16 protein-coding genes are annotated in these 22,023 nt (G+C 61.0%); 9 read left to right on the forward strand and 7 right to left on the reverse strand.

The features are described 5' to 3' along the window. The first annotated feature begins 565 nt into the window (after positions 1 to 565). The 7 genes from ACVIHF_RS04315 (at position 566) to ACVIHF_RS04345 (ending at position 8,816) form a co-directional block, all read left to right on the forward strand. Positions 566 to 703: a hypothetical protein gene (locus ACVIHF_RS04315; RefSeq protein WP_310885078.1), complete on the forward strand. Its 138-nt coding sequence runs from the start codon at positions 566 to 568 to the stop codon at positions 701 to 703. A gap of 81 nt (positions 704 to 784) precedes the next feature. Beyond that, positions 785 to 3,262 carry a 2-aminoethylphosphonate--pyruvate transaminase gene (locus ACVIHF_RS04320; protein ID WP_456791749.1) on the forward strand — a complete coding sequence of 826 codons (2,478 nt, stop codon included), beginning with the start codon at positions 785 to 787 and terminating at the stop codon, positions 3,260 to 3,262. A 31-nt stretch (positions 3,263 to 3,293) separates the two neighbouring features. Beyond that, complete coding sequence (rtxC, locus tag ACVIHF_RS04325) at positions 3,294 to 4,352, forward strand: dhydrorhizobitoxine desaturase (RefSeq protein WP_456791750.1); 1,059 nt, start codon at positions 3,294 to 3,296, stop codon at positions 4,350 to 4,352. Continuing rightward, positions 4,349 to 5,167 (forward strand): gamma-glutamyl-gamma-aminobutyrate hydrolase family protein, encoded by an 819-nt coding sequence (locus ACVIHF_RS04330; protein WP_456791751.1) that lies wholly within the window; start codon positions 4,349 to 4,351, stop codon positions 5,165 to 5,167. The genes rtxC and ACVIHF_RS04330 overlap by 4 nt, the downstream gene beginning before the upstream one ends. Positions 5,168 to 5,329: 162 nt before the next feature. Next, positions 5,330 to 6,199: an EamA family transporter gene (locus ACVIHF_RS04335; RefSeq protein ID WP_456791752.1), complete on the forward strand. Its 870-nt coding sequence runs from the start codon at positions 5,330 to 5,332 to the stop codon at positions 6,197 to 6,199. Next, positions 6,196 to 7,485, forward strand: a complete 1,290-nt coding sequence (locus ACVIHF_RS04340) for an ATP-grasp domain-containing protein (protein ID WP_456791753.1) — start codon at positions 6,196 to 6,198, stop codon at positions 7,483 to 7,485. Before ACVIHF_RS04335 ends, ACVIHF_RS04340 begins: the two co-directional genes overlap by 4 nt. After that, entirely contained in the window at positions 7,482 to 8,816 is a 1,335-nt protein-coding gene (locus ACVIHF_RS04345) for a glutamine synthetase family protein (protein ID WP_456791754.1), read from the forward strand. The genes ACVIHF_RS04340 and ACVIHF_RS04345 overlap by 4 nt, the downstream gene beginning before the upstream one ends. Before the next feature lie 348 nt (positions 8,817 to 9,164). On the opposite strand, the gene ACVIHF_RS04350 is transcribed toward ACVIHF_RS04345, so the two are convergent. Further along, a complete protein-coding gene (locus tag ACVIHF_RS04350) occupies positions 9,165 to 9,407 on the reverse strand; it encodes a hypothetical protein (RefSeq protein WP_310881355.1) in 243 nt (80 codons plus the stop codon). 48 nt (positions 9,408 to 9,455) lie between these two features. Between ACVIHF_RS04350 and ACVIHF_RS04355 the strand changes: the two genes are divergently transcribed. Continuing rightward, positions 9,456 to 9,662 carry a hypothetical protein gene (locus ACVIHF_RS04355; RefSeq protein WP_310881356.1) on the forward strand — a complete coding sequence of 69 codons (207 nt, stop codon included), beginning with the start codon at positions 9,456 to 9,458 and terminating at the stop codon, positions 9,660 to 9,662. 306 nt (positions 9,663 to 9,968) lie between these two features. Beyond that, positions 9,969 to 11,003: a GSU2403 family nucleotidyltransferase fold protein gene (locus tag ACVIHF_RS04360; RefSeq protein WP_456791755.1), complete on the forward strand. Its 1,035-nt coding sequence runs from the start codon at positions 9,969 to 9,971 to the stop codon at positions 11,001 to 11,003. A gap of 174 nt (positions 11,004 to 11,177) precedes the next feature. On the opposite strand, the gene ACVIHF_RS04365 is transcribed toward ACVIHF_RS04360, so the two are convergent. The 6 genes from ACVIHF_RS04365 to ACVIHF_RS04390 form a co-directional block, all read right to left on the reverse strand. Continuing rightward, positions 11,178 to 12,455: a TIGR02679 family protein gene (locus ACVIHF_RS04365; protein WP_456791756.1), complete on the reverse strand. Its 1,278-nt coding sequence runs from the start codon at positions 12,453 to 12,455 to the stop codon at positions 11,178 to 11,180. Continuing rightward, complete coding sequence (locus tag ACVIHF_RS04370; RefSeq protein ID WP_456791757.1) at positions 12,452 to 16,630, reverse strand: TIGR02680 family protein; 4,179 nt, start codon at positions 16,628 to 16,630, stop codon at positions 12,452 to 12,454. Before ACVIHF_RS04370 ends, ACVIHF_RS04365 begins: the two co-directional genes overlap by 4 nt. After that, on the reverse strand, positions 16,627 to 17,919 hold the full coding sequence (locus ACVIHF_RS04375; RefSeq protein WP_456791758.1) for a TIGR02678 family protein: 1,293 nt from the start codon (positions 17,917 to 17,919) through the stop codon (positions 16,627 to 16,629). The genes ACVIHF_RS04370 and ACVIHF_RS04375 overlap by 4 nt, the downstream gene beginning before the upstream one ends. After that, a complete protein-coding gene (locus ACVIHF_RS04380) occupies positions 17,919 to 19,439 on the reverse strand; it encodes a TIGR02677 family protein (RefSeq protein ID WP_456791759.1) in 1,521 nt (506 codons plus the stop codon). Before ACVIHF_RS04380 ends, ACVIHF_RS04375 begins: the two co-directional genes overlap by 1 nt. Positions 19,440 to 19,742: 303 nt before the next feature. Next, on the reverse strand, positions 19,743 to 21,155 hold the full coding sequence (locus ACVIHF_RS04385) for a 3'-5' exonuclease (RefSeq protein WP_456791760.1): 1,413 nt from the start codon (positions 21,153 to 21,155) through the stop codon (positions 19,743 to 19,745). After that, entirely contained in the window at positions 21,152 to 21,883 is a 732-nt protein-coding gene (locus ACVIHF_RS04390; RefSeq protein ID WP_310885064.1) for a 3'-5' exonuclease, read from the reverse strand. The genes ACVIHF_RS04385 and ACVIHF_RS04390 overlap by 4 nt, the downstream gene beginning before the upstream one ends. Between the last annotated feature and the right edge of the window lie 140 nt (positions 21,884 to 22,023).

The raw sequence follows: 22,023 nt of genomic DNA on the forward strand, positions 1-22,023 counted from the left end.
GCGACCTCACGTTTCCTCGGCGAGCTGCGCCTCAAATGCCACCTGGCTTAGAGGCTGGCGATCTGACCATCCTGGTTGCAGGCATCATTCTTCACAGCCTGGATCGGTGGCAAGCACTTCCAAGGAAGCGGACGCGCACGTCAGGAAAAATTCACACGAGAAGAGTTCGGAAGAGGGTTGAAACGCACCTAACGTCAAGTTGTACGATCTGAAAATAGACGGCAAAGGTCGTCAGCGTTCCGAATTCCCAACGGGGGACAGTATGCGAATGTCTCAAGTGTCAGGCTCACGCAGGATCAGGCTTATTAGCAACTTCACCCATAAAGTGCGCTATGCCCGGATCTGTATCCGCACGCGATGGGGCCGACGTGCAGCTTTGTCGGAACTTCAGCGTTCGCCTGAATGGCGCGGCTCGGGCGTAAGCCGATCGGCCGGCTCGCCTAACTTGTTATGCGAGATGGCGACGGCGCTCAAATCCTCGCATGCATGATGGCTGGATGAGAGTTGCGCCTCGCGCCAACTCGGTCCGCGGATGAGCAGCCAAGCGAATTCCTGGGAGAGCTGGATGATATCGGTGAGGAGCCTTGGGGGCATCGTTCTGCATCTGCTGCTGGATATGCAGGTCGTGATCGGCCGGGATTTTGATGCGGCGCCAAGCGAAGCGCGCGGCTGCTCCCATGGCGTTTCGCCCAATAACAGATGAACCGAGGGAGCCGCGCGCAAGGGGACTCAAGTCGCGTCATCGCTCCAGATCCGCCGACGAACACAATTTAAGGGGAATGATGTGACAAGACAGCGCTCTCTGCTGACGCCTGGTCCATTGTCGTTGTCGCTGGCGGTCAGGAGCCAGATGCAGATCGACCTCGCATCGCGCGATTGTGAGTTCAAGGAAGTGACCGCCCGCATGAGGCGGCTGATGCTGAATCTGCTGGGAGATGCCGAGGCCTATTCAGTGGTCCCTATTCAGGGAGGCGGCTCCTTTGCAATGGAAGCCGCTCTCTCTTCATTCGTGTCCAAGGACGACAAGCCGCTCGTTTGCATAAACGGCATCTATGGCGAGCGCATCTTCAAGATTCTGCGGCTGTGGGGCATCGAAGCGCTGAAGCTTGTCAACCGAGCTACCGAGCCCGTGGATGCCCAGGAAGTTGCCGAGCATCTGAGCCGAAATCCCGGCATTACCCACCTCTGTCTCGTGCATTGCGAGACGACGACCGGAATCGTCAATCCGATGGATGCGATCATGGGGGAGGCGAGGCGGCGTGGTGTCAAGACGATCGTCGACGCCATGAGCTCGTTTGGCGCGATTGACATTGACCTGAGCCGGGGTGGGCCAGACGTCCTGGTGACGTCGAGCAACAAGTGTATCGAAGGGCCGCCTGGAGTAGCTTTTGTCATCGCGTCTCGCGAACTGCTGGAAAATGCGGTTCAAGCACCAAAGTCATTTGTGCTCGACGTGAGAGATCAATGGCTCTCGCTCGAGCGCACCGGTGAGTGGCGGTCGACCCCTCCCACTCACATCGTACAGGCAACGACGAAGGCCTTGGAGATTCTGGAGGGGGAAGGCATTGATGCAAGGCGCCGCAGGTATGAGAAAGTCAGAGACGATCTCGTCCGAGAACTCGAAGGGATAGTGTCTCCGCTGCTGTCCGCCGACTTGCAGTCGCCGGTCTGCGTCGCATTCAGTGCGCCATCCGGAATCGCGGATCAAGCTGGGTTTGATGGGCTATATCGTCACTTGGCGGCCCACAACCTTTATGTCTACTCGAGGCTGCACCTTGCGACGCGCAGTTTTCGGGTCGGTTGCATTGGCGAAATCCAGCCCAGTTGGATCGAGCATTTGGGGTGCGCCTTTCGTGCATACTTTCGGTCCGGTCCGGCTCCATCAGCGGGGGCGGTGTCAGCCCGGGAGGCTTGCGAGCGCCGCGTCGAGATGTCACCGCCGTTCAAAAGGACCTCGCAGCTGCCGTTCTCTGCCGAAACGGCTGTTCTGCACGCGGGCTATCGACGCGATCCGGTGACGAAAGCTGTCGCAGTGCCGATCTATCAGAACACGGCGTACGAACTCGATGGCGATCTAAATCACATTGCGGACGTCTACAACGTCAAGGCGGATGGGTTCACCTATACGAGGATCATCAATCCGACGACCCGCGCGCTGGAAAGAAGGTATGCCGCGGTCGACATGGGACGCGACTCGCTCGCCGTCGCCTCAGGTCAAGCGGCGACGTTCCTTGCCATCGTCAACCTATCAAGCGGCGAAGTGGGGGACAATGTCGTCGCCTCACCGTATCTTTATGGCAATACGTGGAACCTGCTCCACAACACGCTAAAGCGTCTTGGTATCAGCGTCAGGACGGCAGACCCTCGAGAGCCCGAGACTTTCGAACGTGCCATCGACGATCGCACGATCTGTCTGTTCGGAGAGGTGATTTCAAACCCTTGCCTGATTCCACTTCCGGTCAAGCAGCTTGCTGAGATCGGCCGAAAGTACGGCGTGCCTTTGGTCGTGGACAATACGACGACCCCACTGGTGTGTCGGCCGTCAGATCTCGGTGCTGCGATTACGACCTACTCCGCTACGAAATACATATGCGGCCATGGCACGACGCTTGGCGGTCTGATCGTTGACAACGGCAAGTTCAGCTACCGGGGAGCATCTCGCTTTCCCTTGTTCAACAGTCCTGACGAGGCGCATGGCGGGATCATCTGGCGCAACGCGCTGCAAGATGTCGACGATCTTGGAAAAAGCGAGGTTCTCCTAAAGGCTCGCATGACGTGGTTGCGCGATACTGGCGCGGCCATCGCCCCCTTTGCGAGCTTTCAGCTCATCCAGGGCCTTGAAACGCTGCCCCTTCGCATGAAGCAGCACTGTACAAACGCCAGGATCGTGGCCGACGTTCTCAAGGAGCATCCAAAAGTGCGCCGTGTCGTCTACCCGGGGCTGTTCGAAGGAGCCGATCGGGACACCGCCGATCAGACACTCAATCCAGCATACGGACACGGCGCGATGGTCATGTTCGAGGTGGAGGACGAACAGGCCGGGCGCAAGTTCATCCAGAACGTCGACCTGATGTATCACGTTTCGAACGTGGGGGATGCCCGTACGCTCGTGACGCATCCTGTTTCGACGACCCACACCACCGTTCCACGGGAGAAGCGGGAAGCCGCCGGCATATTTGGCGGCTCGATCCGACTTTGCGTCGGAATCGAAGATGTCGATGACATCGTACGCGATCTCGACAGGGCGCTTTCCGCAATCTGACAACTTGTAAGGCGATCAGGAAGAGGTTCTCATGAATCAGGCAGACGCTTGGAAACTGAGGTCGTCACGTTATGAGGCTGTTCAGTTCAGCCGCGAGATCAATAAGCAACTCTCAGAACTGAGACCCGACAATATAACCGGAGCCGCCTATATCGCCAAAGACTACGCTGTAATTGCCGCTTGCACGCTCGCGACGGTTTGCGTCTCCTGGTGGCTGTACCCGGTCGCCGTGCTTCTGATCGGCGCCTACCAGCGCGGCCTGACGACGATCGCTCATGATGCGGCTCACCGTACGCTCGCGAAGAACACGACCTGGAACTACGTCCTCGGCATTCTGTTCGCTGCCTATCCCCTGTTCCAGCGCCACTGGGCCTACCGGATCTCGCACGTCTATCTGCATCATCCGTATCTCGGCGACCCGGACAAGGATCCCGACCTGAAGTTCTTCATGGCCAACGGTGTTTACGACGTTCAGCCTCCTGAGCGGTACGCGTTTAATATCATCTGGAAGCCGATATTTGGTGGCGCGACGCTGGCCTATCTGAAGTATCTCTGGACCAATCGGTTTTCGATCACAGATGCCGACGACCAGAGCCGCTCGAGCATACTCATCGATAGGTATGGGTTTTACCTTTTCTGGATCGGCATCCTGGCCGGATCATATGCTCTTGGGCTGCTCCACATCGTGATCCTGTTTTGGATCGTGCCCTATCTCACAACGTTTCAGGTTCTCGGGTGGTTTGTCGAGCTCGCTGAACACTCACCGATGTGCGAAACCGAGACGCAGAACGTCTACCTAACCAGGAATCGGAAAGGGAATTTCCTCGAGCGGGCCATCCTTGGACAGAATCTGGATGAGTACCACCTTGAGCATCACCTTTCGCCGGGCATCCCATTCTGGCTTTTGCACAAAGCCCAGAAGATCCGGATGCTGGATCCGGGTTATGCAAAGGTTGCCGCAACCTGGGGTGGGCTCTTCGTCAAGGGGCCGCAAGGTCAACCCAGTGTCATAACTCAGTTGAAGGAGCGAAATCGGCGCTTGTATGAGCAGTCGCTGGCCGACGCCCAAGCCAAGGGGCAAGTGGCGTGACATTGCAACGGTCGGACAAGGTCCGTGCCGTGGTCGGCGTCACCTCGAACCGTCTTTTGGTCGATGGTGTGCATCGCGACTGGCTGCGGCGCAAATACGTCAAGGCCCTGCTTCATCATGCGGGCGTGGCGTGCGTCATATTGCCGACGATCGACGCTGAAGATGCGAGGGTCGAGGTCGCCCGGGCGATCATGGGCGCTCTCGACGGCCTGGTCTTGACGGGAGATGAATCGAATATTGACCCTGCCGTCCTGAAAGCTCCTGCATCCTATCCAGGAGCCGATCAGCAGGACGTCGAGGATGGTCTCCGTGACCGCCCACGAGACAGGTTGTCTGCGGTAGCCATCGGGAGAGCGATCGCGCTCGGAATGCCGATCCTGGGCATCTGCCGTGGGCTTCAGGAGCTCAACGTCCATTTCGGCGGTACGCTCCATCCATCGCTTGCGGAGTGGCGGCTGGGAAGTGCCCTGATGCATGCTGAGAAACCGGATCGTCCGAGAGACCGCCAGTACGATGCCGCGCACACCGTGAGGATATGTCCGGATGGAGGGCTCTTTCCGATCGCGCGCGTCATCGAAGCGCAAGTTAACTCCCTACATAATCAAGGCATAAAGGCGCTTGCTACCGCGCTGAAGCCGGAGGCGTGGGCGCCTGATGGTCTGGTCGAAGCAGCTTCGGTCATTGGTGCGCCAACCTTGCAAATCGGCGTGCAATGGCACCCTGAATGGCACGTCTCGACCGATCTCCTGAGCAAGCGACTGTTCACGGCCTTTGGAGAGGCGTGTGTTGCGTACTGCCAAACAAAGAAACACTAGAGGCGGATTGTGACGTTCCAAACCAAGCGCGGTCCGTCCAGGTCGAAAGACGGGTCTCTCGGAGCTGATGCACAAGGATGGTTCTGGGGGCGCGCTGCGCCGCGCCACCGGCAGGGGAAGGGCGGACGATTGACAAGACGCTTCGCTCTGGGAGTTCTCTTTGTGGCGCTTTATGTCGTCCTGAGCGCGGCAGGCGAGGTTTATGCGGCATCGTATTTTCAGCAGGCAGACGTGTTCGTCGCTCTTCTCGTGTCCTTTGCCGCGGTGTGTCTGACATTCAATCTCCTGGCGAGGCACGAGAGCGGAACGGCACGGGCTGCGAAGTCGGCGCTCCCGGTTTTTGTGTCGCTCAATGTCGTGACCGCGATCAGTTGGATAGGGTTGTTTATCGGCCTGAAATACGCCGAACCTGCGATCGTCGTTGCGTTCATGGTGGCGTTAGGACCCGCCGCAACGGTGTGGTTAAACGCGCTGATCAGGCGGCAGGGCGCCCCTCCAGCATCCGATATCGTCGTGAGCGTTACGATCGCGGCGATTGGAAGTTACATGATCTGGATTTCGGCGACCGGCAACGCTGGCGTGGAGTGGGGGGCTCGATCGTCCGTCGGCATCGTCTTGGCGATCGTGGCCGGCCTATCGCTCGCCGTCACAAATATACTCGTCAAGCTATTGTTCGACCGCGGATTCTCCGGTCGACAGGTGCTGGCGCATCGCTTTTACGGAACGATCCTTTTGCTGCTGGGATTGGTCGACCATTCCTCCATCCTGCTTGAGATCTCAGAGCATTGGCTTGCGATCGCAACGATTGGGCTATCCACGATCATCGTTCCTTTGCTCTTGATCCAGGAGGGCATTCGCCGCGTAGAGCCCTTCACGGTCAACATGGTCCTGTCCACCGCTCCCGTCATCACGTTCCTGTTCCAGTACTTCGATTCTCGCATCGTTCCTTCGCCACACACGTTCGTTGGAAATGTTCTCATTACGGCTGTCGCCGTCGGCAACGTCTACCTGCAGTATCGGAGGTCCGCATGAACGAACGGAATTGTGTAATCGTCGACGCATATTCGACTGGCCGATTTCTGCCGGAAGAGTTCAAGCGGTATGGAATTGGAACAGTGCATGTGATGTCGGCTGCACAGATTCCGCCCATCTTCCAATCCCATTTCAATGCGGAACTGTATGATGAAGTCATTCGTCCGCCCGAGCGCATGGGATACGAGGAGATCGTTGAACATCACCTCCAGGCTCTCCATGGCAGGGAGCTGGAGTTCGTTATAGCGGGGTGCGAGACCGGAGTTGAGTTGGCCGATTCCATCTCGGAGCGGCTGGGCTTACCTACAAATGGGACCGCCCTTTCAGCTGCCCGGCGCGACAAATCGCGCCTGTCCGAAGCGTTGGCCGCAGCAGGCGTGCGATCGATCAGACAAGTCGTGTGCGACAATGCCGGAGAAATCGCAAGCTGGAAGCGTGAACAGAACTTCGATGAGATCGTGATCAAGCCGCTGAACAGCACAGGCACGGAAGACGTGTTCTTTTGCTCGACGGATGCGGATGTTGAGCGCGCTGTAACTGCCATCGTCGGGAAGACGAACCGTGTCGGAGCGCTCAATCAATCGGCACTTGGACAGGAGAAAATTAGCGGCCAGCAATATACCGTAAATGCCGTCTCGATCGACGGAGAAGCCTTCGTCACGGAGGCCTGGACCTATGACACTGTTCCTATTAAGGGCGCGTCGTCGGTCTGCTCACTCGAGCGGTTGTTGGGTGGTAAGGAGCCAATCGTCCTTGAACTGTCCGACTACCTTGTGCGTGCGTTGCGGGCGCTTCGGATCGCCGACGGACCTGCTCATGCCGAGATCATCGTCGATGATCGGGGACCAGTTTTGGTCGACTTCGGAGCCAGGCTGCAAGGAACCATGTCGGCAAAAGCCCGGACGATGGCTTTGGGCCACAACCATTTGACGCTCACGGCGTGGCGCTACGCAGATCCCAAAGGCTTTGCCGAGTTTATGAGGCGACGCGGGGTTTACAAGCGGCAGGCTCATGCACTGTGCGTCTCGCTGATTTCCGACATGGGCGGTATTGTTGCCGGCTATCCTGGACTCGATGCGATCAGCAAGCTCCCGAGCTTCGCCGACGCCATTGCATTCGTTCCGATAGGTCAAAACCTGATTCCGACGATCGACCTGGCGTCGACGCCAGGCATTGTGTATCTCGTGAATAACGACCTGATACAGCTTGAGGATGATTATCGCCAATTGCGCGCGATGCGGATGGATCAGGTGTTCGATTTGGTGGCGCAGGAAGCCAACCGATGACCGACACTCGGGTAGATCGCGCGAATTCGACCGCCGCCGCGATGATCGGTGTCAGCGACTTCGATGGCATTCTTCGAGGCAAGCACGTCCTGGGTGAGGATCTCTCGGGTGGGGATAAAATCATCAAGTTCTCCGAAGCGGTGCTCGCGTGGGACTGTTCGGACCGGGTCATCCCGGCGAGGTTCATGCAAAAGTCGCTGTCAGCATTCGGAGACGCTGATCTGCGTATTCTCTCGGGCACCGGCCGTCCCGTGTCTTATGTCGGCGATCAGTATCTCTATCTCGCCGAGTTTACCGGCGCACATGAGAGCGTCTGCCCGCGTGGCATTCTGCGTAAGGTCCTACGAAGGGCTGCTGATCACGGATACCGCTGCACTGCCGGGTTCGAGTTTGAGTTCATGCTGTTCAAGGAGAACGCCGACACAATCGAAGACAAGCCGTTCGGCCAATGGGCTCCGTTAACGCGGGGCCCGTTTGGCTACTCGATTGCGCGTTCTGTCGCGCACCAGGAGCTGTTCGGTGAGATCCTGGCGCTTTGTGAGAAATCCAAAATACCTCTCAGCGGGCTGCACTTTGAAACGGGACCTGGCGTGATTGAAGCGTCGCTTAGTCATTGTGACGCCCTGGAAGCTGCCGATCGAGCAATCATATTCAAGTCGATGATAAAGGCCTGGGCGCAAACGCGCGGCATGATGGCTACATTCATGGCCAAGGTTTCCGAGAAATGGCCAGGCCAGTCCGGCCATATTCACATCTCGATGTCCTCAGACAGTCAGAATGCGTTTCACGATAGTGAGGCGTTTCGCAACGTCTCGAAGCTTATGAGGCAGTTCATCGGCGGACAATTGAAATACATGAATGAGTTCTGTGTGCTCGCCGTGCCGAACTTCAATAGCTACAAGAGATTGGTACCCGAGTGCTGGGCACCAATCTGTCCGAGTTGGGGCGTTGACAACCGCTCGTGCGCGGTACGTGTCATTCCGGGAGAGCCGTCTGCACATCGCCTCGAATACAGGCTACCCGGCGCAGACCTGAACCCATATCTTGCCCTCGCATGTGCCATCGGTTCCGGCGTATTGGGCATCGAGACAAATGCGGTGCTCCCGGCTCCGATCGTCGGTGATGCAAGCGCGGAGATTTGCCTTCCGTCCGGACGACTGCCTCAAAGCCTCTCAGAGGCAACTTATCGGTTTGCACAGTCCCCGGCGGCCAATGATGTCTTCGGAGAAGGATTTGTTGAAGCCTTTTCTTGCTCCCGTCGCTGGGAATGGGAAGCCATTCAACATCGGGTCACCGACTTTGAACGTCGGCGGTACTTCGAGATCATCTAGTTTGAGCCGCAGCTGCGCACTGCTGCAACCATTTGGTTGATCATTCGCACATCGGGTCTTATCACATCATGTGAATGGCGCCGGACGGCTGGTGCGGCTGCCTGTAAGGCGGAATTCGAGGCTTCGTGTCACGAAGGCGTTAATCAAGCGCAAGGGCAAACGCTGGTCCCGAGATGTGGTCGCCTGTTCACCGGTTCAGTTGAACATCATCTCTCGTCGGTATGGCACCCATTGCCCCGACCATCATCGCCGGTGTGCATGCCGAAGCTCCACTTGCTCTCCGCTCAATGAGCACTGCCGCGACATCGCATTTCTCCGATGATGGCTGCAGACTTCGACAGCGCGAAGTCAATGCTGAACGCAAGCCGCCACGCGTTGCTCGCCGACGGAATGTGCGACTATCCAAATCAATGGCACAACGACCCCGAGACGGCTCAAGGGCTCCTGCAGAACCGGCCGAAGGGTCATGAGGGTGATCGCGATCGCCGCCGCGCGGTGCCCAATATGATCGGCGCCGGCATGATCGGCGCCGATCATGCCAAAGTCAGGATGAGGCGTGCCGCAGGTGCCGTCGAGCAGCAGCATCTGCATGCCGATTGGGCCGAGAGGGTATCGCAGCTGTGAGGGAGCCTCATCGACATGTCGACGAAGCCGCTGTCAGAGCTTTGGTGGACGCACGCAAGAAGATCGTTATTGCCGTCGAGCTTGGCCGCTTCAGCCAAAGGCATTCACGCGAGGCGGCGGCGAGCCATTCGCCCGGAGCGTTCGCCGGTTGGCAGCAGCAGCGGCACCGAAACGGCCGGCGCGATCATGATCGTCATCGGCATTCGTGCCGCCGACTGTTGAGCGGCAGCAGCGGCACAAGAAGGCATCTCGCTGCGCGTAATCGAAAACGAAGCAGTCGGTCTGGTGTCCTCTTTGGACGACGGGTAGTTGGCGGCCTCATCTACGAGTCGGATCGTGATGTTGCAGAGGAAGAAACCGATGAGCGTCCGCTTGATCGGCGGTTCGATGGAGCGGGCGGGTCATAGAAAAAGTTCCCGGCTTCAACGGTTCGGCCATATTTCCAATGGAACTGTTGAACCCATTGATTGTATACAAGAAATAACGTTTTAACAGCTGAGTCAAAAATCAGGTCCGATTGTTGAAGCCATGGATTTTCAAGAGCTTAACAACGACCAGCGCCGTGAGGCGGTCAATAGTCAGCAGCGCTTCCAGGCCCTGAGGGACGCCAAGGAGGCCTACGATGCTCATCGGGGTTCCCTGACTTGGTTGCAGTCTAAAGGCCGCGAATACCTCGTCCGGAGCTACTACGACAAAGCGGGCCTAAGGAGGCAAGCCTCGCTCGGCGCGCGTTCCCCCAAAACTGAAAAGATGAAGGCGGACTTCGAAGCTAAACGCGCTGCTGCAGAAGACCGGCTGAAGAACTTGCGCGATACCATGGAGCGGCAAGCCGCGGTCAATCGTGCGCTCGGCTTGGGCCGCGTACCGTTGATTGGTGCCCGGATCATGCGCGCTCTCGACGGCGGAATGTTGGGTTCTGGGATTCGGATTCTCGGGACAAACGCGATCTACGGTTATGAGGCCTCTTCCGGCGTCAGACTCGATCCGGGCTTCGCCACGACGGAAGACATCGATCTGGACGCGCGGGACGGACTTACGTTGGTCGCGGACGACGACGTCTCTGAGGGATCGCTCATGAAGATACTCAGGCGATTGGACACCAGCTTTGAACGCGCCAAGCAGACGTTCCGTGCTGTAAACCGGGACGGCTATCTCGTCGATTTGATTAAGCCAATGCAGAGCCCATCTTGGAAGAAGGCTCCAGACAAGATCGGCTCTGACCCGGAAGATTTGACTGCCGTGCAAATCGAAGGACTCGATTGGCTGCAGAATGCTCCCGCCTTCGAGGCGGTCGCGATCGACGAAAAGGGCCAACCGGTGCGCATCGTAGCTCCAGATCCGCGAGTTTGGGCCGCCCATAAACTATGGCTGTCCCGTCGTGCGGACAGGGAGGCGCTCAAACGCCAACGCGATGCAGCGCAGGCCAAAGCCGTAGGCGCTTTGGTGGCCAACTATCTTACTCACCTCCCGTTCGACGCAGAGCAATTGAGGATGCTTCCGAAAGAGGTGGTGGACAGCGCGGCGCGTCTTTTCGCTAAGCAAGATAGCGCTGCGCGAGCCTAGCAGCCAGGGTCGGCAACAACGGCTCCGGCATATCCGGCGCCGATCATCAGCGGCACCCATGATGATGATCAGCATGCTGCTGCTCATCGGCTTCACGACCGTCGCCTCGTTGTTCTCAGATCGGAAGGCCGAACGGGGGCTGCGAGACCCGGGCGACGGGAGAACCACGAACCGCTATTTTGCGGATCTGAGATCGTTCAAGAGGGAAGCAGCGACAGACTCCTCAGCGATCGAGAGGCCGTGCAGTTGCATCGCCGTCGTCAAGCCTTCGTTCCAAGATGCACATAAGGCCTTTCCGGTGAGCTTCTGTCCGAGTCCTGATGCTCCTTCAACCGCTGATACGTAGTCGATGGCATCGAACCGCCAGGAACTGGCCCCATGCTCGCGCATCATGTGATTGCCGATGCGGACACCGGCCCAATCGAAATCGCCATGGTAGTGTAGCCTCGCTCCCGCTTCGGTCAGTTGCGATAACAGGCACCTCTGTGCCGCGGCGGGCATTCCGTCGGTACAAACCAACGGCTCGCAGCCGGCGCCCCAGCGATCGGCGGCGATGGCCACAAGGTTGGGGTTCTCGCAGACGTAGACCTTTCGACCCGCTACCCTCCATGCTGGAGGCGTGCGCAAGAGCGACCGCAACGAGGCGTAGACGGGCTCTCCCGCAAATTGTCCGTACCTCTCTGTGCCCTCGACGGGCAGATTCAGGAACAAAGCGGGCCGCGCCAATTCGTTGACCAGGACCCCGGCCTTGGCCCAGACGTCGCGGTCGCGCTCTGCCCGTTCGGCGGACTCGATTTCGGTCTCCCCTTCCGGCTCGTCGAAGCCTTCTTCGCCACCGGTCCGCGCAATCGGCCGCCGCCAGATCGTCAGGATCAGAGTCGCGGCCGGCCTGCCGCCATCGAGAGCGTGTGCGTCTCCCAGGGCTTCCGCGGCCAATTGCGAGCGCGTGAGGGCATTCGCGGGCAGTCGCCGCAGCGTCGCTTCGACCCTGCGGCACAGCTCGATTGCCGCATCCGGCTGCGAGCCTGAGAGCCGCTTGAGCAGACCTAGCCCCTTGGGAGTTCGCAGCAGCTCGACGAGCGCTTGGTGGGTACATAAGTCGAGAACATCCGACCACATCTGTCTCGATGCGCGCCGCGTTTCCGCCAGGTTCGCGATCGGCCCGTCGATGATTTCAAGCGCATTCCGCAGAGACATGGCGATGCCGGAATCGCGGAACGTCGCATCCACCCGGCCGACATCGACCTGCAGCGAGGAGGAATGGCGGACATGGCGGCCCAGCAGCGACGCCAACAGGGCGTGCTCGTCGGAAGTCAGCTTGCCGATCCGGAAGCTTTCGACCTCCTCGCCATCCGGCGCCCGGGCGAACCGGTCGCGAAGCCGCTTGCGGAGGTTCGCGTATTCGGTTCCTCCGAGCAGGCGCTGCAGCCGTGGCTCGATCGGCGGCCTCATGAAGCCGCAAACCTGCGGTCGGGATCGCTTTCGCGCCTCTTGGCTCTTCCGTCCCAGCTCCAACGGGAGACGAAGACCGCGTCTATTCCTTCGCGCCGCTGTAGCTGGCAGATCGCGACGCCGGGAAGCTCGGCGTAGCAGGCCCATTCGCGCTCGCTCGTGATGACGAAATCGAGATCGAACTCGCGAATCAATCCCATGCAATGCGCCCTCGCGGCGTCGTCGATTCCGGCGAACGCCTCGTCGAGCAGCATCAGACGCGGCGCCAGCGGAAAACTTCCCTGTGTGTAAAAGCTCGATATCGCTGCGAATAATGGCACGGTCAATCCGAGCGCCCGCTCGCCGCTCGAGGCGGGGCCGGAAAGCTTGCGCCAGTTTCCGTCCTGCCAACGCTCGACCCTGAAGCGATGCCAGCGCCTATAGTCCAGGGCACGGGAGAGTTGGTCTATCAATGGTCCGGCCGAATCCCTGCTTGCTCCCGAATCCGCTCGCTCTCGCTCGGCAGTGATGCGCTGTTGCAGCATGGCTCCGACGACTTTCCGGTCCTCGGCCGACCACAGATCCGCGTTGACATTCAGCAGACGTTTGCGTGCGGCTCCCAACCCGACGGGAGCGCCTTCTTCTTCCGTCAACGGCGGCCATATCAGTCGGTAGCGCACCCCGGTCGATGTCGGACGGCTGTGTAGTTCCTTGTTTATCAAGTCTCGCCGGATTTCCGCAGCCTGCAGCAGGCGCTGCACTTCGGAGGCGATCTCCGCCTGCAGGTGATTTTCCAGCACCGTCCGCTCGCTCTCGGTCAGGAGTTCGCTCCGCTGGGCGATCTCCTCGGCGAGACGCGCCGCGAGCATGTCGGGGCGCTCCGGCCTGTTCTGGTAGATGACGTGCGCGATCAATCCCCAATCGTTCTGCTCGGCTTGGGCCCGGTGCCCGAGCGCGCTGAGCGCGGTCTGCAACTCCGTCAGTTCTTCGCTGATCTGCCTTTGAACGCGCGCCCACGCCTCGTCCTTGTCGTCCAGCGCCGACAACGCCTGCTCGGCGCGTCGGGCCAACCCCAAGGCCGGATCGATCGTCCAGGGACCACCCATCTCCGGCAATACGACTTGCGGGATAGCGGCGGTTAGTAGACCGGTCGCGGTGAATTGCTGAAACCTCGATATCGCCTCGCTGCGTGCTGCGCTCCTCTGCTCGAAGACGACGGTCGCGGTCGTGACCTTTTCATGAGCGACCGCGCGCGCCTCTCCTGCGTTTTTCAGGGCTTCCTCCGCATCGTCCAGAGCGATCTCTGCGGCATCCGATGCTGCGCGGGCTTCGTTCAACTGGCGCCGCAGTTCCTCGACCTTCGCACCGATAGCTTTGCGCAGCACGTCGAATCGAACCGCGGCCTCTTCAGCCTCGATTCTTGCGGTCGAGAGCTGGTCTTCATGCGCAGCAGCGGTCTCTCGCGCCTCGTTTTCGCGGACGCGTAGCCGCTCCAGATCGGGCAACGCAAGGCGTACTTCCAAGACGACTTGCGTAAGCCGCAGTTGGCTTTCCTGGTAGCGTCCTAGAGCCGTTTCGACGGCCGCCAGTTCGGAAGGTGACGCCGGCAGCCGAAGGTCGGCTGCGTCAGTGGCGCGCCGTCGCCGCACCGAAGCGAGTTCCTCTTCGCTCGCATGGAATTGCATCGCGGCTTCGGTCAACCGCTGGCGAGCCGTTGCCGCCTCGCGCGCGGCGGTCGCAGCGGAGAGATGAGCGTTGCGCAGGGCGTCGTCGGTCGGCGCACGGCGCCATTCGTCGGTCGCTTCATTCTGATCCCGAGCTAGTCCGTCGAACTCCGCCTGCAGTCCGATAGTCTCGCCGGCGATCTCCGCCAGCCGTTCCGAGATTTCCGCCGATCTTCGAGCGCGGGCGGCGGCGCGCGCGGAGTAACCGATGTGGACCGCTTCCTTCTTCTCCCATGCACCACTCAGGGCCCCGAGCCGAAAGCGGCCATCGGGAGCGATCCAGGACTCTGCCTCCGCTGGCTCGTCGTCCGCACAGGAGATTCCACGGAGGATGCTTTCGACGATCGCGTTAGGGACGCCGCTGTCGGCCGGCACGTCCGCGCGCAACCAGTCGGCAAGCGACGGCGATTGAGACCCTCGTTCGAGCATCTGCGCGTCTCGAAAGGGTGTACCTCGATCGGACGATTGGAGGCGACCGTCGGGCGAAAGCCAGGCATCGAGGAGCCCGGCCCCCTCCAGCGCGGCTTCTAATCCGGCTCGTTGAGGGAGCGTCACCGAGGGGTGAAAGTCCACCAACCTCCAGAGAGGGGCTCCTTCGCGCGCCTTGCGGGCTTCGGGATCGCGGGTATGCGGTGGGGACGGCTCGGGATCGATCCCGCCTTCCAGGCGGCTGCGTTCTTCCTCGAGATTTTTGCGTTCCGTCAGCAGGCCTTGCCGCCGACCTTCGAGCGCGACGCGGGTCGTCGCCAGGCGTTCGCTGGTCTCTTGCTGCGCGTCTTGCAGAAGCCGACGCGCGGGATTGTCGCCCGTCGGCGTGACGACCCACTCGGATAGGGAGGCGAGAGTCGCGAAGCGGTCGTCCGACGTGACGCGATGTTGCTTCAAGCCTGCGAAGCAATTCTCCCATGCGTCGATCAGGTTTTGGCCTTCGCGCTCCACGCCTGCATCGGCCGATTCGCGTCTCTCCGCGGCGGCATCGGCGGCGTCCTGACATTCGTCTCGGAAATTTCGGCGTTGCGTATTCAGCAACTCCGCCGCCGCCACTTCGGCATCCCGCCTCCGCAACGACGCAATTTCTTCGCGCCTGCCCTCAACGAGGGCTCGAAGTTCGGAGCCGGCCTTTTCGAAGGTCTGAGGCGTCAACGCCGCAAGCCGTTCGGCATCGAGCGTGGCAATCGGATTGTCGGCATGCGCGTTGAACACTCCAGCCGTGTCGGCGAAGGTCGCGCAATCCCGGCGCAGATCGGCGACGCGACGATCGATCTGCCGAACCCGCTCCGCCGCGGAGTTCGTCTCCCCAACGCTGGACGTCAATCGCCGGCTCGCCGTTTCCATCGCGCCTTCGGCGACGGCCAGAGCCCTCCGACGCCCTTCCGCGTCCTTTTCCGCCGATTCCAGGCGGTTCGCGTCCTCCATCCCCGCTCCCGAGCGAAGGGTATCGACGCGGGATCGCTCGCGTTTGAATTCGATTTCGGTCGCATCGCAAGCTGTGCGAGCTACGTCCTCGGCGGCCGAAGCGGTCTCCAGTCTAGCTTCTGCCTCGCCGCGCGAACGGCTCGCATTGTCGAACTCCGTTTGGGCCTGACGCAGCGTGCGCGCCTGCCTTCGCGTCTGCGTGCCCGCGTAGACACGGTATTTTTGGTCGAAGCGGTCGACGGCCTCGGCAAGCGACTGGTATTCCTTGAGCTGCTGGCGGTCCTCTTCCAACTGGCCCAGTGCCTCGGCGACGTCGGCCAGCAGTTCCGGAGCCAAAGGCGGCAATGCTTCCGTCAGCGCATTCGACAATGCCGTCTCGTCGGGCTTCTTCGACAATTGCGGTTGACGCAATTGGATCAGCGTATCCACTAGCGCGTCGTAGCGCCTTGCGCCCAGATGAAATAGCCGCTCGTCAACGGCGCGACGGTAGTTCGCGGCGGTGTCGAACACCTGACCTCGACCTTCGAGAGCCTCGCGCAGGCGCTCCTTGGTCAGGACCACTCGCTGCTCGCTCATCAGCCATAGATCCTGATTGATGCGGGTCGGTTTGTCCGCGTCGTCCAGGACGAAGAACCAGCTTTCCACATTCGGGCGCGAGGCGGCGGCGGAGAGCCCGGCGCCGAGCGTGAGATAGTGCGGCGTGCCGTCCTTGTCGAGACGGCCGAATTCGATCCAGGAATAGCCGATCCTGCGATCGTAACTATTCATCAGGAGATTCCACGACATCCTCTTGCCGTTGTCGCCGTCGGGCTCGATGCGAGAGGGCTTTAGCTGTCCATCGAACAGAAAGGGAAGCGTCAGCGACAGCACCTTCGATTTGCCGGTACCGTTGTTGCCGCGTAGTAGCAAGTGACCGTCGCGAAACCAGAACTCTTCGCTGTCGTAATGGAACATCTCCACCAGCCCGAGGCGCAGGGGCTGCCAGCGATCCCGGACCGGAATCGGGAGCGCCGGTCGTTCGGAGGTCGCGGCAAAAGAAGTGGGCCGTTCGTTCACGCCGGACCCATCCCTTCGGCGATCGACGCCCGCCGCGCATCAGAAGGATCTCGGATTTCGGCCTCGCCGAGGCCGAAGCGGGCTATCGCAGGCAACGGTCGGATCCCCTCACTGCCGTGTACGATCAGTTGAAGCTTTTCCAACCGCTCGATGGCGATGCCGGCGAGCTCGCGCTCCGCCCCGGCTTCGCGGGCGGATTTACGCCAATATCGACCGTATCTGATCTTGGCATCGCGGAGAAAAGCGATGATCTCGTGCTCGGAGAACTCGATCCGATGCGGATTTGCTTCCGCGAGAGCATCGGATCGCTTGATCGCACTCGCGAGATACTCCGCGACGAGCAGGGTGGCGTGGGCGTCGGTGCCTTCAGCCGGCATGGCGACGTCGGTAAGCAGGCAAATCTCGTCCACAAGCGCCAGGCCTTCGGCCCGATGCTCCGCGGTCAGAGCCGAGGCTTCGCAAAGACGTGCAGCCATGGCCCCACGTTGATTGACGAAATATGCCCTAGCCTCGGCATCGAGCGTCTCGACGTAGATCACGGGATCGTCGAGGAGGCGACGCGCGAGTTGGTGGCGAAGCGCGGTGCGACGTCCCTCGTCGCTGTCCGCGACGTGCTCGTCGACCAGCGCGCTCAGGCGTTCCTCGAGGGTCTCGGGGGCATCCTCCGGTCGCCACGTCGACGGACCGCGCACGGCAGCGAGCAGGCCGGCAAGCGTCCGGCGTTGCACGTCGTAGAGCGCGTCGGCCTGCTCGCCTCGCGTCTGTACGAAGGCCTCTTCGTCGCCGACGACGCGTTGGAGCACTCCGATCTCCAGCAACGTCCGGCAAACCGCCACAAGTTCGCGGCGCTCATGTTGCGTACCGAGCGTGAAGGCGAAGCCAAGCGATGTCAGAACGGGCTCGGCAGCGAGCTGCAACAGTCTTTCGCCCAGCAGACGCAACGTGATCTGCGATTCTGAACGCTCGAGCGCGGCGCATGCGAGACATAGCAGGACGTAGCGGCGCCTGTCGTAGTCGGGCAGTCCGCGCGTGGTCGCGGAGAGCTCGGCGGGTCGCTTGTACAGACGAGCCCCCTCCTGTTCGATATGCAGAGGCCATCCGGTTTCGCGGGAGAACCAGGCACGCAGTACGTCGGCCTGCCGGCGTACTGAGGGAAATTCGTCGTGGGCCGGCGTCATCAGCGGGGTCATCAGGAGCGCGCGGACCGCCGTCCTGAACTCCTCGCGTTGGTGTTTGCGCTGCTCCTGGCCGATGTTGCGGCTTCCTCGCGTATCCTCGGCTCTGGACATCAGTGCAAGTCCTGCGTCGGCGTGATCGTGATGAGGTGATCGCGCCCCGAAAAGATGCCGTGCGGCGTCGATATCTCTGCCCGGGTTTCCGCCGCCAGAGGCGTGAGGTCGATATGGAGCAGGCCATCACCCGTCTGCCGGGACACCGAGGCTTCCGGATCCGTCTGTTCCGTCAGCGCTTCGCCGAGTAGTCCAAGAAATAGACCGAAGGCATGTCCGTCGAGTTCCCCCAGATCCGAAAGTCGGGTGGGATGGCCGTTCGCGAGACGCCGCCGCGCGGCTTCTACCTGCAGAAACTCCTCGGCCAACTCCCGAGCCAGGCGTGCGCGGGCTTCGGCGCGATCCCGGATCCTGGCCATCGGCCCGCGCGGCGTCGCCTCGCCGTACTCGCGCAGTCGAGGATGGATCTTCAATGGTGGAGCATCGGCCCAGCGGGTGCTTGCCGGCAGATCGGCGTCGGCGTCCGTGTTCAATGCGAAATGTCGGGCAGGATTGAGCGCGAAGGCCGCGCGTGCCAATCGGTGAGCCTCGCCGTCGTTTTGACAGGCGACGAACCAGTTGGCCAGTATTCGGAAGTCCGCCGATCGATCGCTGCGCCCACTGCGGCGCTCGTTGAGCGCTGCGATCGCACCGAGCAGTTGCGGGATCGCGGATCTTGCCCTCGCGCGCAACAGTTCGGCCTGAGAGGGTTCGTGGCCGCTGCGGAAAAACCATCCATGGAGGCCCTTCCAACGTTCGCGCCAAGCGTTCCAATGGGACGTATGTGCTTCGACGCGATCGGTTTCGTTCCCTGGGGCGGCGTCGCGAGCTTCGCGCGCTGCGACTTGCTGCAGCAAGACGTCGATACGTGGATCGAGGGCGAGGATGTGGCTCGCGATCGTATCGGAGCGGCGTACCAAGTCGCCTATGAAACGCTCGAGATAATCTATCAGTTGCCGCTTGTAAGTCGATACGGCGCTAGACTCGGCCTGCTGCAGCTCGATGCTCCGGGCGACGCCCGCCATGAAGGCCTGCGCGTTCTCCGCCAGCCCCTCGAATACGCGCACGAGGTCGCGCAGCGTTTCGTGAACTTTCGCGACATCGGGTTCCCGCTCGCCCGCAAGCGTCTGCAGGGCCCGCAAACGATTTGCGATGTCCTCTAGCGCGACAGTCTGCAGCTCCGCGCGCCGCTGCAGCGTTTGTATGAAGAGCGACAGCGCAGCTTCGACAGCCTCTCCACCCTGCGAGAGACGGTAGAGGAAGCGGGCGCGATAAAAGTCGCTTAGACTTGAAACTCGCGCCGTATCGGGATGCGATTCTAGATTTCCCCATACGGTAAGCTGAGTGAGGGCCCCGTTGACTTCTTCTATTCGAGGGGGCGCGCCGCTCCACTCTGCCTCGGCCAAAACCTCGTCGGGTCTAAGCTGCAAGCGGTATTGCCGTTTGGCCGCCGCAAAGACGTCCATGATACGGCGATAGAATTCCGATTTATCGGCGCTTACGTGCCTGAAGAGGTCGGCCGACTCGCTCACGCTTCGCATGGGGCCTCATCCCAAGGGTCCTCCCTAACGGAGGGTTCGCGCAATACGTTAGTGGATTTGCTACCGGGTTGCACTCGATCCAGAGTCTAATCCGCGATAAAAGGCTTCACTCTACCGATCTTCGAACACAATAAGAAAAAATACATAGTAATTTCAATTATATATAGGTTCGCCATTTTGGTTTGAGTGGCGCGGGATGACTTCGCAGGCGCCTTCGTCGCCGACTTCGTGAATGGCTGCCTTGGCGTCGATCTCAACGCCGAACATGTTGGATGCCATCGCCTCCGACCCGGACCTCGGCGGTCAACCGGCGAGACTGACCCAATCGACGTGACCGGTCGTCATGTAGACGATGGCGCCCCGACGCGACCCGGTCGCCCGAAGGTACTGGACGAGTTGTCGCCGATAGGTCGAGAATTCGGCCTCCTTGGGGTCGACGTCGCTCTTCCAGTCGAAGACGACTCCCCCTTCGTCGTCGTAGGCGATCGCGTCTGCGCGGCCGCCGATCAGATCGTCGGCGGCGTCCGCCGAGGCGTATATCGGCACTTCCGCGACCATTCTTCCGCGATATCTGCTTATGTCGGGCAATCGCAGGGTCTTCAGGGCGGTCGCGGCGAGTTCGTGCCCGTCGAGGTCGGCATCGGTCGGCGAGATCGAGGTCAATTGACGAAGCAATTCGAAGGACCGGGCGGTCGCGGCTTCCGAGTGCTCCTCGAGCTCGCCGGAAATCAGTTCCTCCATCAGCTTATGGAGCAGAATGCCGCGCATGCGCCCGCCCTCGATCGCCGGCGAGGCGTGAATCGGCCCTTCCTCGCTCGTCTCGAAAGCAAGATCGACGGCGATCACGTCGGGATCGCCGTCGCTGGGCTTGATCCAGCGGACGCGGGGCCGGCCATCGATCCGCGCCCGCTCTTCCCGAAAGATCGCGGCGCTTTGGAGATTCGCCACGGGGGTATGCGCGGCGAGCGGAGTACGGGGAAGGCGGCCGACGTCGAGTTCTGGCACCGTGTCGAGCTTAAAATCTAGGAGCTTCGCCCAAGAGGCGTCGTTGCTCCACGTGAAGTTTGGAATCACCAGGAGCTCCATTGCCCGCGTGCACGCGACGTACAGGAGCCGTACGTTCTCGTCCCTCTTCTCAGCCTCTTCCGTCCGCAGCGCGTCTCCGAGACCCGGCGGCACGATCTGGCCCAGCGCCCAATGCAGGCTCTCGTCCCGTCGTCGATGGACGAAGGCCTCCACCCGACGCGGCATGGACGAGCGGTTGATCGGAATGACGACCGGCCACTCGAGTCCTTTTGCCGTGTGCGCGGTGACGATCTCGATCGACTGTCCGTCGGCCTCCATCATGCCTTCCGGCGATGATGATCCGCTCGACCATTCGTCGTCGATGTCCCTGACGAACTGGACGAAGCCGCGGACATCGTAGCTGCGGGCCCGTTCGACGAAGCCGTCGACGTTCGCGAGCGCCCGCGCCGCCTGGTCACCGCTACGGGCTGCCACGATGGCGCGGATGCGCATTCGCTCGATGGCCTCGGCGAGAACGAAGGCGGGCGCCGTTCCGTTAATGCGACGGCGAAGGTCCGCCAGAACGGTCAACACTTCCCGAGCGGCCGGATTCCGGATCGCCGCCGGATCGGTCCGGAGGGAAAGACTTGCGATCCGGTCGCCGTCGACGGGAAGATCGCCGGTGATGTCCAGAAGCTCTTGCTCGGTCATAGGCCCACGAGCGGACCGCGCATGAGCGCTCCGAGCGCCAGCGTGTCGCGGGGGTCGGCCAAGGCGCGGATCAGCGCCACCAGATCCTGCGCTTCCTGCCGCTTGTAGAGGTTCTTCCCCGACTGCGAGGCGAAGGGAAGTCCCGCCTCCTCGAGAGCCCGTTCGTACCGCCACAGGTCCGTGGACACCGGTGCGAGCAGGGCGATATCGCCCGGACACAGGCGCCTGGTCTCTCCGTCGTTGAGCTTGATGTCGACGTTGCCGATGAGGCGCGAGCATACTTCGGCCACGGCTTGTGCTTCCTCGTCGCGGGCACTGTCGACCCTCGTCAAGGGGGGAAGCTCCACGGAAACCTTCGCCACGCACGGCAAGCCCTGCTCGCTGGCGGCCCTCGTGGTCTGCAAGGCAACGTAACCGGCCTGCTGCGACGACAGCCGTTCCTCGAAGCAACGGTTCACGTGATCCAGTATCTGGCCGCGAGACCGGAAGTTCGCGGTGACCTTGAGGATATTGTCGGGAAATTGCGCCTCGATCGTCTCGCGCACCCTGAGATACGTCGCCAGGTCCGCGCCGCGGAAGCGATAGATCGCCTGCTTCGGATCGCCGACTTTATGCGCATAACCTCCACGGCATGTCGCGGGACCGAACGCGGCAGACCCGTGGCCAACGGAAAATCGCGCGGGCGGCTGGGGGACCACCCGCGCTAGTCTGGGTGGAAGCTTGGCCATCCCGGGGGGCGCGATGCATGAGAAGCCAAGCCGTATTCCTCCCAGCAACTTGCGTGCCAGACGCTCGCGCGCGCAGGCTCGTCACGATGCAAAGCATAAACTCATGAAGCGCGGCGCTGGTCGACACCATGAAAAAGTGT

The sequence above is a fragment of the Bradyrhizobium sp. USDA 4506 genome (assembly GCF_054058795.1).